The 15,385-nt window shown below is 54.3% G+C and carries 13 protein-coding genes; 2 read left to right on the top strand and 11 right to left on the bottom strand.

The window, feature by feature from the left end; translation table 11 throughout:
• Window positions 1–205 precede the first annotated feature (205 nt).
• The 6 genes from recG to A7Q03_RS00115 form a co-directional block, all read right to left on the bottom strand.
• A complete protein-coding gene (gene recG, locus A7Q03_RS00140; RefSeq protein ID WP_067446200.1) occupies window positions 206–2,245 on the bottom strand; it encodes an ATP-dependent DNA helicase RecG in 2,040 nt (679 codons plus the stop codon).
• Between the two features lie 153 nt (window positions 2,246–2,398).
• On the bottom strand, window positions 2,399–2,992 hold the full coding sequence (gene scpB / locus A7Q03_RS00135; RefSeq protein ID WP_067447314.1) for an SMC-Scp complex subunit ScpB: 594 nt from the start codon (window positions 2,990–2,992) through the stop codon (window positions 2,399–2,401).
• Between the two features lie 93 nt (window positions 2,993–3,085).
• Window positions 3,086–3,469, bottom strand: coding sequence for a hypothetical protein (locus A7Q03_RS00130; protein WP_067446197.1), 384 nt, complete (start codon window positions 3,467–3,469; stop codon window positions 3,086–3,088).
• Between the two features lie 157 nt (window positions 3,470–3,626).
• Complete coding sequence (gene alr / locus A7Q03_RS00125; protein WP_067446193.1) at window positions 3,627–4,682, bottom strand: alanine racemase; 1,056 nt, start codon at window positions 4,680–4,682, stop codon at window positions 3,627–3,629.
• A 208-nt stretch (window positions 4,683–4,890) separates the two neighbouring features.
• A complete protein-coding gene (locus A7Q03_RS00120; protein ID WP_067444928.1) occupies window positions 4,891–5,844 on the bottom strand; it encodes a peptidylprolyl isomerase in 954 nt (317 codons plus the stop codon).
• Complete coding sequence (locus A7Q03_RS00115) at window positions 5,841–8,192, bottom strand: LPS-assembly protein LptD (protein ID WP_231863682.1); 2,352 nt, start codon at window positions 8,190–8,192, stop codon at window positions 5,841–5,843. Before A7Q03_RS00115 ends, A7Q03_RS00120 begins: the two co-directional genes overlap by 4 nt.
• A 20-nt stretch (window positions 8,193–8,212) precedes the next feature.
• Between A7Q03_RS00115 and amgK the strand changes: the two genes are divergently transcribed.
• Together amgK and A7Q03_RS00105 are read left to right on the top strand one after the other, a co-directional pair.
• Window positions 8,213–9,217 carry an N-acetylmuramate/N-acetylglucosamine kinase AmgK gene (amgK, locus tag A7Q03_RS00110; protein ID WP_067446192.1) on the top strand — a complete coding sequence of 335 codons (1,005 nt, stop codon included), beginning with the start codon at window positions 8,213–8,215 and terminating at the stop codon, window positions 9,215–9,217.
• Between the two features lie 187 nt (window positions 9,218–9,404).
• The gene (locus tag A7Q03_RS00105; protein WP_067446187.1) at window positions 9,405–10,214 is read left to right on the top strand and encodes a CPBP family intramembrane glutamic endopeptidase; all 810 of its coding nucleotides are present in this window, start codon (window positions 9,405–9,407) and stop codon (window positions 10,212–10,214) included.
• Window positions 10,215–10,398: 184 nt separating this feature from the next.
• Here the strand turns inward: A7Q03_RS00105 and aroB are convergent, their stop codons facing one another.
• From aroB to A7Q03_RS00080, 5 genes are read right to left on the bottom strand one after another with little or no spacing between them, the layout of a single operon-like run.
• Window positions 10,399–11,475: a 3-dehydroquinate synthase gene (gene aroB, locus A7Q03_RS00100; protein ID WP_067446185.1), complete on the bottom strand. Its 1,077-nt coding sequence runs from the start codon at window positions 11,473–11,475 to the stop codon at window positions 10,399–10,401.
• On the bottom strand, window positions 11,475–12,023 hold the full coding sequence (locus tag A7Q03_RS00095) for a shikimate kinase (protein WP_067446183.1): 549 nt from the start codon (window positions 12,021–12,023) through the stop codon (window positions 11,475–11,477). The genes aroB and A7Q03_RS00095 overlap by 1 nt, the downstream gene beginning before the upstream one ends.
• Window positions 12,024–12,052: 29 nt before the next feature.
• Complete coding sequence (pilQ, locus tag A7Q03_RS00090) at window positions 12,053–14,176, bottom strand: type IV pilus secretin family protein (protein WP_193563047.1); 2,124 nt, start codon at window positions 14,174–14,176, stop codon at window positions 12,053–12,055.
• 21 nt (window positions 14,177–14,197) lie between these two features.
• The gene (locus A7Q03_RS00085) at window positions 14,198–14,737 is read right to left on the bottom strand and encodes a pilus assembly protein PilP (protein ID WP_067446180.1); all 540 of its coding nucleotides are present in this window, start codon (window positions 14,735–14,737) and stop codon (window positions 14,198–14,200) included.
• A 30-nt stretch (window positions 14,738–14,767) separates the two neighbouring features.
• A complete protein-coding gene (locus A7Q03_RS00080) occupies window positions 14,768–15,382 on the bottom strand; it encodes a type 4a pilus biogenesis protein PilO (protein WP_067446176.1) in 615 nt (204 codons plus the stop codon).
• Between the last annotated feature and the right edge of the window lie 3 nt (window positions 15,383–15,385).

Raw genomic sequence — 15,385 nt, 5'->3', positions numbered from 1 at the left:
TTATTTATCCATCCTTTATACAGTGAGAATTTGACAAAATATGTAGCAGTATCTTTTCTCCCATCCAATTCCGCCCAAACGGCAGCGTGGTCACACCTCCCTACCCTCCACTTCCTTTGTAGGCCGGTGTTGCCACACCGATATTTTGAATTTGCCTACTTCTTCCAATTTTAACGGAATCCGTTCTCAGGTGGCCTTTCCCCGCTCATACCCCTAAATACCCTTCGCGGCTAGCAAGCCAGCGTTCTAGGTGTTTTTCCACAATATCGGGGTGGTGGGCAATGAGTTCGGGAGCGAGCTGGCGGGCGGCTTCCAAGAGGGGCAAATCTTGCTCCAAATCGGCGAAGCGCAGCAGGGGCAGGCCACTTTGGCGGGCGCCGAGAAATTCGCCGGGGCCGCGGATGCTGAGGTCTTGGCGGGCGATTTCAAAGCCATCGGTATTTTCGTAGATCACTTTGAGGCGGGCTTTGGCGGTGTCGCCCAATGGCTCGGCAAACAGCAGCACGCAGCTCGACACCGCAGCGCCGCGCCCCACTCGGCCGCGCAATTGGTGCAGCTGGGAAAGCCCCATGCGCTCGGCATGTTCGATCACCATCAGGGCGGCGTTGGGCACGTCCACCCCCACCTCGATCACGGTGGTAGCTACCAGCACATGAATCCGCCCGGCGGCAAATTCGGCCATTACGGCGGCTTTCTCCAAGCTTTTCATGCGGCCGTGCACTAAGCCGATGGTGAGCTCGGGCAGGGCGGCCTGCAGCTCGGCGAGCGTATCGGTGGCGGTTTGCAGCTGCAGCGCTTCGCTCTCTTCAATCAACGGGCACACCCAATAGGCCTGCTGCCCTTTTTTACAGGTAGCCAGCACAAAGCCTTCCACTTCGCGGCGGCGGATGTTGTTGACCAAGCGGGTTTTAATCGGCGTGCGGCCGGGCGGCAGCTCGTCGATAACCGAAACATCGAGGTCGGCGAAGAAGCTCATGGCCAACGTGCGCGGAATGGGGGTAGCGGACATCATCAGCTGGTGCACGTCGCGGCCTTTGTTTTTCAGGGCGAGGCGCTGCGCCACGCCGAAGCGGTGCTGCTCGTCCACAATCACCAGGCCGAGGTTTTGGAAGGATACGTCGTCTTGAAACAGGGCGTGCGTGCCCACGGCCAAGCGGATACGGCCGTCGGCCAGCGCGGCTTTGGCTTGGTCTTTTTCTTTCTTTTTGAGGCTACCTGAAAGCCAGACCACGCTGATGCCCAGCGGCTCGAGCCATTGGCGGAATTTGATGTGGTGCTGCTCGGCGAGGATTTCGGTGGGCGCCATCACGGCCACTTGCGCGCCCGCTTCGATGGCAGCCAGCGCGGAAAGCGCGGCCACAATGGTTTTGCCGCTGCCTACATCGCCTTGCAGCAGGCGGTGCATCGGGTGCGGCTGCGCCAAATCTTGGCGGATTTCGGCCAACACGCGCTCCTGCGCGGCAGTGAGGGCAAAAGGCAGGCTCTGAACCAGCGGCTCGGCCAGGCTGCCGTCGCCCACCAGCGGCACGGCCTGCCCGCTGAGCCGCTGTGCGCGGGCCAGGCGCATGGAAAGCTGTTGGGCGAGCAGTTCGTCGAACTTGAGCCGCTGCCAGGCAGGCAGGCTGCCGTCCGATAATTGGCTGATGCTGTATTCGGGCGGCGGCGCGTGCAGAAGGTGCAGGCTTTCGGCCAGCGGCGGCAGCTTGAGTTTGTCCAGCAGGCTTTCAGGTAGCGTGTCGGCCAAATCGGTTTGATCGAGGGCTTGCCGGATAATGCGACGCAGCGTGGGCTGGCTGAGGCCGGACACGGTGGGATACACGGGGGTGAGGCTCTCGGCCAGGCTTTGGCTCTCGGCATCGCGGATTTTTGGGTGCACCATTTCGTCGCCGAAAAAGCCGTGGCGGATTTCGCCGATGGCGCGGATGCGCTTGCCCTTGGCGAGCTGTTTTTGCTGGCTGGGGTAGAAATGGATAAAGCGCAGGTGCAGCACGCTGCCGGATTGGTCGCGGATTTGGGCAATCAGCTGGCGGCGCGGGCGGAATTGGATTTCCTGATGTGCCACTTCGCCTTCCACTTGGCAGGATACGCCCACGGGCGCGTCTTTGATCGGGGTGATGTGGGTTTCGTCTTCGTAGCGCAGGGGCAGGTGCAGCACGGCATCCCACAGGCTACGGATATGCAGCTTGGCGAGCTTGCCGGCGGTGGCGTCGGTGAGCTTGAGTTGTTGTTTGAAATCAGTGCTCATGGGGAAGGCTACCTGAAACGAACGGAGTGAGTTTCTGCAAAGCTAAAGCGTGGGCTTGTGCGAAGCAGAAAGATGGCCGGATTGTACTGGAGCAGATGTTTTTCAGGTAGCCTTCATCAGGCTACCTGAAAATATGGTTCGCGCTCGAATGCGCTATTCCTCAGCTTTTTCTTCCGCCATTTCTTCTTCTGCCGTTGCCCCGTGAATACCCAGCTCAGGCAATACCAACTCGCCCAGTTCGGCTAGGGGCGGTAGGGATTCTAGGGTGTCGATTTGCAAATCGGTGAGGAAGGTTTTGGTGGTGGCCCACAGGCTGGGGCGGCCGATGGTGTCGCGCTTGCCCACGCTTTCTACCCAGCCGCGCTCCTGCAGGGTTTGCATCACGTTTTGCGACACCGCCACGCCACGGATGGCTTCGATGTCGCCACGCGTTACCGGCTGGCGGTAGGCGATGATGGCCAAGGTTTCCATCACGGCGCGGGAGTAGCGCGGCGTACGCTGCTCTTCCAGGCTGCCGAGCCGCTCGAAAGCAGCAGGGGCTACCTGAAACCGCCAGCCCTCGTGGGTGCGCACCAGTTGCAGCGCCCTACCCTGCCAGCGTTGTTGCAGGGCTTCGAGCACGTCTTCGAGCTTATCGGCAGAAAGCGGCGGCTCGCACAGGGCGCGCAGGCGGCGTTCGGGCAACGGCTCGGGCTGGGTGAGCAACGCGGCTTCGATCAGGCTTTCGGGGGAAAGGGTTTGCGGCATGGGTGGTTTGATGTGTGTTGGGCGGGTTTGGTAAAACATCGGCGATGAATGTCAGGCTGCTTTTTCAGGTAGCCTCCAAGCAGCGGAACAACTTTACCGCGACGGCGTGCTATTGGCTTCTATTTCCTTACAAACCCCGGCGGCGTAGTCTTCTCTGTCTTTGCTGGCATAGGGTTCGTATTGCACAGCTTGTTGGCCGGCATACACTTGGCCGTTTCTCTGCTGCAAGCGCAGACCGTTGCCGAGACGAATGCTGTTGCCGCTGCGCTGCCACCTGCCCGCGGCGCTGTCTTCTTTGTAGTCCATGATGGAAAGCAGGCAGTACTGGCTGCTGGGCAACACCTCGATCACCAGCATTTTTCGGATGTCGGCACCGCCGTGGACACCCCATTCAACGTATTTATATGTACCTGCACCAAGCGGTTGGGCTTGGGCGCACAAGGGGGCGAAGAGCAGGAAGGGAAGGAGTTTTTTCATGGGTATCGTCATGGGTAGTATTGTCGATGAATGATGGATTTATACAGCCTCAAGCAACAGGCCAAAGGCTACCTGAAAATGCACAACTGTTTTAACTGCGTTGAAACTTCGCAGAAACGCTGTTGAAGTTTTTTTCAGGTAGCCTTCAACTTATTGATTACTCTTGATACACATAGTTGGCCCGTTTGATGTGGCACAGCAGCTCGTAGGAAATCGTACCGGCGGATTGGGCCACGGTGGCTACGGAAACGGCGTCGCCCCACAGCTCCACTTCGCTGCCCACGCCTTGGTGGTGATCGAGCTCGACGGCAAGCATATCCATGCTCACGCGGCCGATGAGGCGGCTGGGTTGGCCGTTTACGGTGAGCGGGCAGCCGTTTTGTGCGGTGCGGGGGTAGCCATCGGCATAACCGCAGGAGGCAATGCCGATGCGGGTGGAGCGTTCGGTGATGAAGGATGCGCCGTAGCCGACAGGCTCGCCGGGCTGGAGGGGGCGTTCAGCAAAGATGCGGCTGGTGAGGCGCATCACGGGTTTGAGTTCGGGGCAGGCACCCGGGAAGGGCTCGATGCCGTAGAGGGCAATGCCGGCTCGCCCCCATTCGCGGCGGGCGGCGGGGTGGGCGATGATGGCGGCGGAGTTGGCGAGGCTCTGCGCACCGGACAAGCCGGCCACGGCGGTGTCGAAGGCAGCCAGCTGGGCGGCGGTCATCGGTTGCTCCGGCTCGTCGGCGCGGGCGAAGTGGGTCATGCTCACAATATGCGCCACCTGCGGGCTTTGACGCAGGGCTTGATGGGCGGGGGCGAAGTTTTGCGGGAAGAAGCCCACGCGGTGCATGCCGGAATCCATTTTCAGCCAAACGGTTACCGGCTCGCGCCAGCGGTGTGCCAGCAGGCTTTCGAGCTGCCATTGGTTTTGTACGCCAGGCCACAGGCGATATTTGTCTACCGCAGCATATTCGGCGGGCTCAAACACGCCTTCGAGCATCACGATGGGCGCGCTGATGCCGGCTTCGCGCAGTTCGATGCCCTCATCCAGCGTGGCCACAGCAAAACCATCAGCCAAATCGGCCAGCGCACGGGCGCAGCGCACGGCACCATGGCCGTAGGCATCGGCTTTCACCACGGCGAGCATTTTGTTGCCGTGCAGGCGTTTGAGTAGTTGGTAGTTGTGGCGCAGGTGGCTGAGGCGGATGGTGGCGGTAAGCGGGCGCATGGTAGTTCTCTTCTATTAGGCTTCTGTTACTTGGGTTTACGGGTTTCAGGTAGCCTTGGAGGCTACCTGAAAAGAAGTGTGGCATTGGTATGGTCATACCAAATCTATGGCAGCACGATTTGGCCAAACCTGAGGCTACCTGAAACTTTCAGGTAGCCTGTAAATTGGCCGCAAAGGATAGGCCAATCATCCTCTGCGGCCAATCCGCCTACTGCATCCGAATGGAAATAAAGCTGTTTTGATGCAGCTGCTGGAGCAGGCTCTGCATAGCGGCTTGGGTTTTCTGGGCGGCAATGGCATCGTGCACGCCGGCGCGGATGCGGGCATCGGGCGTGTTGGGCGTGCGGGCTTCCACCAGGCGGATCACATGCCAGCCGAACTGGGTGTGCACCGGCGCGCTTACCTGACCAGGCTTCAGGCCGCGCATGGCGCGCTCGAACTCGGGCACGGTTTCACCTTCAGAGAGCCAGCCCAAATCGCCGCCGTTGGCAGCACTGCTGTCTTGCGAATACTGGCGCGCCAAGGCGGAAAAATCGGCGCCGCGTTGGGCATTTTGCGCCAGGCGTTGCGCCAGCCGCTGGGAGCGTTCACCCTGGCTGGCAATCAGGATGTGCTGGGCATGATATTGGGTTTTGGGCGTAGCCTGCGGCAAGGCAATGCCTTGGGCGCGGGCGCGAGCGATAGCGGCATTGATTTCCTCTTCGCTCACTTTAGTCTCGCCGGCGGTCTGCCCCTGCTGTACGCGCTGGGCGAGCATGCTATCGCGTACTTGGCGACGCAGGGCACTTTTGTTGATGCCAAAGCGGGCTTGGGCAGCTTCAAATTGAGCCACGCTTTTGCGGCGGGAGGCGGCGATGCGGGCGATTTCTGCTTCCACTTCGGCATCGGGCACTTGGATATTGTTGCGCCGACCGGCCTGCACCAAAAGCGATTGGTTCACCAGCTGCATCAGGGTTTGCCGCTGCAATTCCTGCTCGGATACTTGCGTACCGCGCGGCATTTGACTGCGGGTGTGGGCCACGGCCTGATCGAGCTCACGCTGGGTGATGACTTCGTTCTCCACCACGGCCACGATGTTGTCTACCGACCGCACGGTGTTGGCCGAGGCTACCTGAAAAGCCAGGCTCATGCCCAGCGCCAAAACCAAAGTTTTCATTTTCATTTACGCATTACCTCATCAATGTTGGTGTAGCCAGGAATCGACTGGCGGATTTGTTCAAAAGGATTGTTGCCCAAGCTGCTTAAATCACGCAGGCGCAGCTGGAGGAAGAAGGCGTTTTTGCTAGAGTTCACGCCGTTTACATAATGCTGACCGACGGCACTCAAGCTCCAGCAGCCGCAGCCGCTGATGTATTCCATGCCCAAAAGGTGTTCCACTGGCTTATGTTCGCTGAAGGAATAGCTGTGGCGGCCCACTAGATAAAGATTGCGGCTCACCGGCCATTGGAAATACACGTCGGCCCGGCGCACTTTGCCGTATACGTCGTCGTAAATTTCGCCATGGCGGCGGTATTGATAGCGCGCACCCACAGTTTTGCCTGGCTCCGGGCTGTAGCGCAGGCCGAAATGATATTTGGCCGCGGCATTTTGGCTGGTGTCGTAGTGCACTTCGCTGTTCAGCCAGATATTGTCGGTTACCCGGCCGTCGGCAAAGGCCAGCAAATCGGAATGGCCGCTGCGCCGCTGCACACGGCTGCCGTCGAGCAATACGTCGTCACGAGTGAAATACAGGCGCTGACCAAGGCCGGCGGAGAAACGCTCTGCGCCATTCCGGGCATCATACAGGCGGGTTTGCACCGCCATGGTGAGGAAGTTGGCAGCGTTGATGCGGTCGTGGCCGGAGAAACGGTTCTCGCGGAATAGTTGGCTGTAATTGAAACTGTTTTCGGCAGTATCAAACAGCGGAATATCGTTTTGCTGCTTGGTGGGGATGTAGGTGTAGAACAGGCGCGGCTCTAAGGTTTGCACATAATCACGCCCCTGCCAGCTGGCCGGCCGCTCAAACACCATGCCGCTATCCACGCTGAAGGTGGGCAGTATGCGGCTGAAATTGCGTGCCTGTGCGCCGTTGTGGCTATCGAGGTTGTAATAAGTGGCGTGCAAGCCGAGCTTGGGTCGGACATAGCCCCAGCTGCGGTTGAGTTCCGCGCTCACACTGGGGTTGAGCACCAAACGGCTGCCTTCCTGTTTGCTATCGTGGCGGAAGTTGCTGTATTGACCGAACATTTGGAAGTTGGCGATGCCAAAACGCTTCTGCCACTGGCTGCTTAGGCGCGGCAACAATGCATAGGGTTGGTCGCCTTTGTAGCCGTCGGCATTAGCCAGAGTTTGGTATTTCTGCACAGTGGCGTAGCTGTCGAAGCGGCCAGTCCACAATTCGGTTTGGTGGCGCAGCCACAACTGGCGGTTGAGATTAACATTGGTGGCGATATCAGTACGGTTGTAGAAATCGCGGTAGTAATCGTCATCGGATACTTGGTGGAAATCCACACCGCCGCTGAGGGTGCGGCTGAATTGATGTTGGTGGTTCCAATCGATTTTGCTACGGGTGGCGTGCCGGCTAAGCTGGTCTTTGGGCAGTACGGCCAAACTTATATCTCCCTGGTATTTAGGCCGCAGATAGCGGAACTGGCCGGCCAGCTGCAGGCCACGCCGGCTATAGAGTTTGGGCGTAAGCGTGAAGTCGTAGTTCGGAGCAAGGTTGAAATAATAGGGAATGGTGATTTCCGCGCCGTTGGAGCCGGCTTTGAAGGTAGGTACTAAAAAGCCGCTTTTACGGTTGCCGTTGAGCGGAAAATCAATCCACGGCGTGTAAAACAGCGGCACACCACCTACAACCAGCGAGGCATTACGCGCCACGCCGACATTGCGTTCGTAGTCCGCTTCAATGCTTTTGGCACGGATATACCAGCTCTCATCGCCCGAGTCGCAGGTGTTGAAGCGGCCGTTTTCCAAGTGGTAGCGGTTTTCGCCATCTATGCGCAGAGTTCGGCTGGTGCCCTGCAGGCGGCGGCCGCTGCTGCTTTCGACTTCGAAGCGGGCATTGGTGGCCTCACCCTGGCGGGTGTCCATCTTATAACGCAGATTCTCGCCACTCACGCGCCCACCGCCCTGCTCCAAAATGAAGCGGCCACCGGCATGCACGGTATCTTGCGGCTGATTGTAGTCAATCCATTGCGCGTTGAGCACCTGGTTGCCGCGCTCCACCACCACATCGCCCTCAGCACGCACGCGCACATCGCTCTGGCCGATAACACGGTCGGCATTCACGCGGGTAACACCTTCGGCCAATGCACCTTCGCCGCTGGTTTTCACCGGCGCAATCATCTGTTTGGGCGCATCCGGCCTGTGGCAGGCTGCCCCTCCCTCTGCCGCCAGCGACAACGGCTCGGCCTGCAGCATGGCCGGCAGGCTCAAACCGGCCAACACGGCGGCCGCCATCGAGCTCAATCGGAAAAAGCAAGACAAAGAATCACCCCAATTTTTCACAGCGGGTTTAAAATGGCGCATATTTTAACCCGAAAAACATCATGGAACGAGAAAAAGAATTGCAAAACTGGCTGCAGAAACGTTATCCGCAGCGGAGTTTCACCCTTTCCTTCGCTGCAGCGGATGCCGATTTCCGCCGCTATTTCCGCGCCGTATTCGAAAACGGCGAGAGCGTGGTCTGCATGGACGCACCGCCCGACAAAATGAGCATCGAGCCTTATTTGCGCGTGCGCGAGATTTTTGCCGCTGTGCACGTGCCGCAAGTGTTCCATCACGATATCGAACACGGTTTCGCCGCCTTGGAAGACTTCGGCAAAGTGCCCTACTTGGCCGCACTGGAACACGACACCCGTCCCGAAGTGCAACGCGCCCTGCTTTTAGATGCGCTCGACACACTGATCGAACTGCAAAAATCCAGCCACCCCGGCGTGCTGCCCGAATACGACGAAGCCGTGATGCGGCGGGAAATGCAGCTGTTCCCCGATTGGTTTATGGCCAAAGAGCTGGGCAAAAGCTTGAACTTCAAACAGCAACAGCTGTGGCGGCAAACGCTCGACACCCTCCTGCCCATGCTTACCGCCCAGCCGCAAGTGTATGTGCATCGCGATTTCATCGTACGCAACCTGATGCTCACCCCGGGCCGCCCCGGCGTGCTGGATTTCCAAGACACGCTCTACGGCCCGATTACTTACGACCTGGTCTCCCTCCTGCGCGACGCATTTATCGAATGGGAAGAAGAGTTTGTGATCGACCTGGCCGTGCGCTACTGGGAAAAAGCCCGTGCCTCCAGCCTGCCCGTACCTGCCGATTTCGACAGTTTCTACCGCGATTTCGAATGGATGGGCGTGCAGCGGCACTTGAAAGTGGCCGGCATTTTCGCCCGCCTGTGGCACCGCGACGGCAAAGGCAAATACCGCCCCGAAATCCCCCGCTTCCTCAACTACCTGCGCCGCACCGCCCGCCGCTACCGCGAACTCGCCCCACTCTACACACTCTTGCTCGAGCTGGTGGGCGACGAAGAACTGCAAACTGGCTACACGTTTTAAACGGCGAACGGTTTTAACTTCGTTGAAACTTACGCTTTCAGGTAGCCCCAAACCAAGCAGAGGGCTACCTGAAACGGGTAACGGCAAGCAGACAATTTTTCAAGCCGCTATTTTGTTTTTCAGGTAGCCTTTTGTTCTGAGACAGGCTACCTGAAAACTTTTCCAGCATAGCAAATACCAAACTATCATGCGACAAACCTACCACCCCCTCACCTTCTTCTCCCTTTCCCTGCTTCTTCCCTGGCTGATGTGGTTCGTCGCCGCCTACATCAGCCATCATCAGCCTTCGAAGGCTATGAAGTATATACAAATCGGCTTAAGCATAATTGGGCTGGTATCGCCGATGTTGCTGGCATTATGGCTGCTGCGAAGCAACCCCAGCTTGCGTGCCGATGCTGCCAACCGGCTGCTGAAGCTGGGCGGTTTTCCCAAACGCTATCTGCTGTGCACCCTTCTGCTCCTGCCGTTTACTTTGATATTGGCACAATTTATCTCCTTGCTGTTTGGCCACAGCATGGCGCAATTCCACATCTCCGGCAACCCCTCATTTAGCTCAGCTATGGTCTCGCCGTGGTTCCTCCTCATTTCTGCTGCCATCATTGAAGAGCTGGCCTGGCACAGCTATGGCACCGATGCGCTATTGAGCCGATTCAGTATGTTCGCCGCCTCCATGATCTTTACCATATATTGGGCGCTGTGGCATCTGCCGCTGGCCTTTATTCAAGGCTACTACCATAGCCAAGTAGTAGCTGAAGGCGCGCTATATACCGCCAATTTTGTGTTCAGCATGATTGTATTCGTGTTGCTTTCCAACTGGCTGTATCTGAAAAGCGGCCGCAGTATCCTGATTGCTGTGTTGTTCCACCTATCTGCCAACCTCGGCAACGAAATTTTTGCCACTCATCCCGATAGCAAAATCATCCAAACTGGTTTGCTGCTTATATTGATCCTCTGGATTATTACCAAAGACAAAGCCTTATTTTTCAGCAAACCTTAAACTTAAACCATGCCCAACAGCCAAAATAATTTTCAGGTAGCCTGCTGTATGAGAGGCTACCTGAAAGTAAGATTTCCACAAAAAGGCGAGTTTCTGCAAAACTAAGATTTTTATTCCCGATATGGCATCGGCCTGTATTGCTGTACCAACTTGATAAATTAGCCAACTCGCTTGCAATGGGCAATCAGATGCTTTGCAGCAAGGCTGCCATGTCTTCACGGCTGAAGCCAGCTTCCACTGCAGCTTGGCCGAGCTGTTTGAGAATAACAAGACGGATTTGGCCGGCTTGATTTTTTTTGTCATGCTGCATGTGGGCAAGCCAGGTATCAATCACAAACTCCGGCGGTGCAACGGGCAATCGTGCGGCTTGCAGCAGGCGGATGATGCGTTCGGTGTCGGCGGTTTTCAGGTAGCCTTTATGCTCGGAAAGTCGCGCAGCAAGCACCATGCCGGCAGCCACAGCTTCGCCATGCAACCAGTTGCCATAGCCCATTTGGGTTTCGATGGCATGGCCAAAGGTGTGGCCGAGGTTGAGCAGGGCTCGGATGCCCTGTTCTTTTTCGTCCTGCTCAACGATGTGCGCCTTCATTTGGCAGCAGTGGCGGATGGTATCAGCGAGAGCGGTTTGCTCTTGCTGCATAATGCTGGGCATGGTTTGTTCGAGTCGGGCGAGAAAATCAATGTCTCTGAGCAGGGCGTATTTGATGACTTCGGCCAAGCCACCGGAAAATTCGCGCGGAGGAAGGGTTTGTAGGGTGGCAGTATCGGCAATGACGGCTTGGGGCTGGTAAAACGCGCCGATCATGTTTTTGCCGAGGGAATGGTTGATACCGGTTTTCCCACCCACGGATGAATCGACTTGGCTGAGCAGGGTGGTGGGAATTTGAATGAAGGGGATGCCGCGCTGGTAGGTAGCGGCAGCAAAACCGGCAAGGTCGCCGATTACGCCGCCGCCGAGAGCGAGGATGGTGGTACGGCGGTCGGCATGGTGCTGCAACAATCCAGTGTAGATTTGCTGGAGGGATTCGTTATTTTTGTATTGTTCGCCGTCGGGCAGGATGATGCTGCAGGTACTGATGCCGAGTTGTCGGCAGGCGGCTTCAATAGAAGCAAGGTAGAGCGGGGCAACGGTCTGGTTGCTGATGATGGCGGCTTTGCTGCTAATGTGTGGGCGGATGTGTTCGGCCAGATTATCAAGCAGGCGAAAGCCGATGTGGATGGGGTAGCTGTGGCCGGGGGTATGGACGTGCAGAGTTTGCATCATCGGTTTTCTTGGCTATATTGTTGAATCAGCTGCAACAGTTGCTTGGTGATTCGCGGGCAGGAGTGTTGCGGCGGAATATTGAAAATGAGGTGGGCGGTTTCGCGGTAGAGCGGGTCGCGCTGTTGGTAGGATGTTTGCAGCTTGTCGAGTGGGTCGGCTACCTGCAACAGGGGGCGGTTTTTGTCGTATTGGATGCGCCGGTATAGAATTTCTGGGGTGGCGTGCAAATAGATCACTGTGCCGCGCGTATGCAGACAACGGCGATTGTCGGGAGACAAGACAGCTCCACCACCTGTGGCAAGGACGATGGGATGGCGGCGGGTAAGTTCGTCAATAATGGCAGCTTCGCGCTTACGAAAACCACTATCCCCTTCCAGCTCGAAAATAGTGGGGATAGAAACGCCAGTGCGTTGGCAAATCAGTTGGTCGCTATCGATAAAATCGCGTTGCAGCAACGCTGCCAACTGCTTCCCATGCGTGGTCTTACCCGCACCCATCAATCCGATGAAAAAAATATTGCCTGCCATGGTATCCATGGCAGGCATTGTAACCGAATCAATCGGTGAAGTGTGGCTTAGTAGCGCAGAACGTTACCTTCACTACCCATGATTCTCGGGGTGATGAAGATCAGTAATTCGTTCTTCTCATTGTTGCGCTTAGTACCACGGAACAAGGGGCCAAAGAGCGGAATATCACCCAGCAAAGGTACTTTATACTGAGTATTGGAGTTATCTTCCTCATAGATACCACCCAAGATAATAGTGCCACCATCTTCTACCATGGCACGGGTAGTCAGCTCTTTGGTGCTGATACATGGAGTACCTAATACGCTACAACCCTGATCCACAGAGTCTTTATTCAGCTTGATATCCATAATCACATTGCCATCAGGCGTGATTTGCGGAGTAACGGTCAATCCCAATACAGCTTCTTTGAAGCTGGTACTGGTAGCACCACTGGAAGAAGCTTCTTGGTAAGGAATTTCCCGACCAGCTTTAATGGTTGCTTCTTTACGGTCTTGAGTCAGCACGCGCGGACTAGAAATAATCTTGCCACGGTTTTGCTCCTGCATGGCAGTCAACTCCAAACCAAGTGCACCGGAAGACAAGGCACGAACAATGGTCAGCGAAGAAGTCGCAGATGCTGCCGGCAGATTCACGTTCGGAGCAAGGTTAAAGATGTTACCGGTGGTGCTGGAGCCCCCACCCAAACCACTACCTACTCGGGTTGAACCGAATTTACGATCATAACCAAATTTCACACCCAATGCACGGGAGAAGCCATCTTTAGCTTCAACAATACGAGCCTCAATCATCACTTGACGGGCAGGAACATCCAACTGTTCAATTAATCGCTCAAACTCTTTAATAACGTTTTGATTATCTTTAATAATCAAAGTATTAGTAGCCGGATCAATAACAGCAGAACCACGACTGCTCAATAAAGAGTTATTGTTATTACTGTTATTGGATCCACCATTCTCATTAATATTCAAAATTTTGCGGAATTCATTAACATCTTTATACTTCAACTGAAATGTACGAGACACCAGCGGACCAAGCTCTTCGATACGTTTAGCACCTTCCAAAGCTTTAAGATCAATTTCTCGAAATTCATCAGCAGGAGCAACACGGATAATATTACCGTTACGACGTGACTCTAGCCCGCGTGATTGCATTACCAAGTCCAAAGCCTGATCCCAAGGCACATCTTTTAATGACAAGGTCATCTTGCCAGAAACACTGTCACTAGCCACAATGTTCATATTGGATTCTTTAGCTAAAATTTGCAGAATGGTACGCACATCTACGTCTTGGAAATCTAAAGAAACACGTTTGCCGGTAAAGTTACGGTTGCGATTACGGTTGATACCATCTTCGGCCACTACAGATTTGGGAGAAACGGTAATAGTATACCGACCAGCAGACTGGCTGGTTTTATGCTCCCAGCCGCCTTGATTTTTAATGGTAATCTCAGTATCGTTACCTAAACGGCGCAAACTGATAGTCCGAACCGGTGTGCTGAAATCGGTCACATCCAAATTGCGCTGCGCAGCAATCGGCAATTGGTTATTTTTCAGTAAAATAACCAGGTTATTTGAACGCTGTTTAATTTCAGGAGCGCCACGATAGCCGGCGGTATTAATTTCAATCACACCTGAATTATTTGCACCTTTGTGAAAATCAACTGCTACGTTTGCAGTATTGCTGCCAAGAGCAGTTTGTCCTGCGGCAGGCTTACTCTCAGTTACACCCAGAGACTCTTGCTGAATCTGGTTGTTGGGTGCAGTAGTTCTGGCAGCTGCAGAAGATGCTTGACCAGACTCGTTCAGATAAATCCAAACTTCGTTACCTTTGATTTCAGCATTGTATTGCCCTGGTCTGTTTAAGTTGAGCAAAACACGGGTCTTATTGCCGTCTTGAGCAACTGCGATTTGACTAAGCAAGGAGTCATTATATTGAAGTACCGGTTGGCTAAGATTAGCACCGGTATTTTGGAAATCCAAAGCAATACGAGCAGGCGTAGTAGTAATGAAACCGCTAGGCTTCAACACATCCCGATCGAAATGGATTTTGATAACTTTTTGATTATTTGGCAAAGCAGAGACATTAATATCTGTAATATTACCAGCTAGTACGCCTTGTATGGCCAAGCCCATACCTAAAGCAGTTAGATATTGCAGTTTTTTGATTTTCATAGCGTAAATCCCTTGATAAGTTTAATTAGGTTTTGATTGATTAGAAGCATCTGGAGTTGTGTTCAGTTCCAACTCCGCTGTTCGACGTTGCCATGCACCATAGCTGTCTTCAGTTACCTCCGATAAAATCAGCTTATCCGGCGTAATAGCTGTAATTTGTCCGTAGTTTTGACCGAGATAATTGCCAACATGTACGGTATAGGTATGCCCACCAGCTTCAACAAAAGCAGAAACCTGTCCACCCCGCTTAATAGAGCCCACATAACGCAAGCTTTCCAAACTAAAGTTCTCCAAAATCTCTTTTGGCCTATCGGGGTTTGGAGCATTAATACCTGATTGCTGATTCACACGAAGCCGCTTTGAATCAAATATATTCAAACCATTAATAACAGGATCGATATACTCAGGCGACTTTGAAATAGTTGGTATCTGAGGTTGACGAACTTTATTTTTTGCTTCAGCCCGGGCGTTATCCATCCACTGCTGCAAATCACCCTCTGCCAAAGAACAGGCCGTCAGCAAAAAAATAATAGCTAAGAACCTTAGTATATTTTTCTTCATTATAAAATCCTTTATAAAGAACCATTCTTATCATTCAGCTTGTGATGCAGCTGATGCAGCAGCCACCTCACTCTGCGCCAACGCCTTATAGGTATTAGCATTAGCAGTCAAAGTGAGTACGCCATTACTATCTTTTGCATCTGCAGGAGCAAGACTGATCTTATCCAAAGTTACGATACGGGACAGACGGCCCACATCACGTATAAATTGTGCAATTTGATCATAATTTCCCGAAATGGAAATTTCATAAGGCAATTGTTGTACGTTATCAAGATCCACCGGGGGTAGAGGCTTCACACTATTCATCCGCATACTGTTTTTGGCCCCAGCTTGATGCAGCTCCTGAATCAGGTTCGGAATTTCTGCATCAGTTGGCAGCTGCTTCAGCAACACATTAAATGCAGTTCGGATTTTTTCCAGTTCATCTTTCAAAACCGGCAGATTAGCCGCTTGATCAGCTTTACTCTGATAGTCCTGCTTCAACTGCTCTTCTTTCTGCTGCAAGGCCTCAAACTCTTCCCACTGCTCTTTAAACAAAACAAAGTAGCCCGCAACTAAAAGAAGAACAACAATAACAATACCAGCCCCAAGCTGAACCAGCTTGTTCTGTTTATATAGGGTGTTAAGGTCAATTTTTTGTGCCATGAT

It is taken from the genome of Eikenella sp. NML99-0057, from assembly GCF_001648535.1.
In the GTDB taxonomy this organism is placed as follows: Bacteria; Pseudomonadota; Gammaproteobacteria; order Burkholderiales; family Neisseriaceae; genus Eikenella; species Eikenella exigua.
This window is presented reverse-complemented; position numbering and strand designations above follow the sequence as displayed.

Bases quoted from the DNA above. Each gene is read 5' to 3' on its own strand.
- recG (WP_067446200.1), bottom strand. From the start codon at position 2,245: ATGAGCACTGATTTCAAACAACAACTCAAGCTCACCGACGCCACCGCC.
- scpB (WP_067447314.1), bottom strand. From the start codon at position 2,992: ATGCCGCAAACCCTTTCCCCCGAAAGCCTGATCGAAGCCGCGTTGCTC.
- A7Q03_RS00130 (WP_067446197.1), bottom strand. From the start codon at position 3,469: ATGAAAAAACTCCTTCCCTTCCTGCTCTTCGCCCCCTTGTGCGCCCAA.
- alr (WP_067446193.1), bottom strand. From the start codon at position 4,682: ATGCGCCCGCTTACCGCCACCATCCGCCTCAGCCACCTGCGCCACAAC.
- A7Q03_RS00120 (WP_067444928.1), bottom strand. From the start codon at position 5,844: ATGAAAATGAAAACTTTGGTTTTGGCGCTGGGCATGAGCCTGGCTTTT.
- A7Q03_RS00115 (WP_231863682.1), bottom strand. From the start codon at position 8,192: ATGCGCCATTTTAAACCCGCTGTGAAAAATTGGGGTGATTCTTTGTCT.
- amgK (WP_067446192.1), top strand. From the start codon at position 8,213: ATGGAACGAGAAAAAGAATTGCAAAACTGGCTGCAGAAACGTTATCCG.
- A7Q03_RS00105 (WP_067446187.1), top strand. From the start codon at position 9,405: ATGCGACAAACCTACCACCCCCTCACCTTCTTCTCCCTTTCCCTGCTT.
- aroB (WP_067446185.1), bottom strand. From the start codon at position 11,475: ATGCAAACTCTGCACGTCCATACCCCCGGCCACAGCTACCCCATCCAC.
- A7Q03_RS00095 (WP_067446183.1), bottom strand. From the start codon at position 12,023: ATGCCTGCCATGGATACCATGGCAGGCAATATTTTTTTCATCGGATTG.
- pilQ (WP_193563047.1), bottom strand. From the start codon at position 14,176: ATGAAAATCAAAAAACTGCAATATCTAACTGCTTTAGGTATGGGCTTG.
- A7Q03_RS00085 (WP_067446180.1), bottom strand. From the start codon at position 14,737: ATGAAGAAAAATATACTAAGGTTCTTAGCTATTATTTTTTTGCTGACG.
- A7Q03_RS00080 (WP_067446176.1), bottom strand. From the start codon at position 15,382: ATGGCACAAAAAATTGACCTTAACACCCTATATAAACAGAACAAGCTG.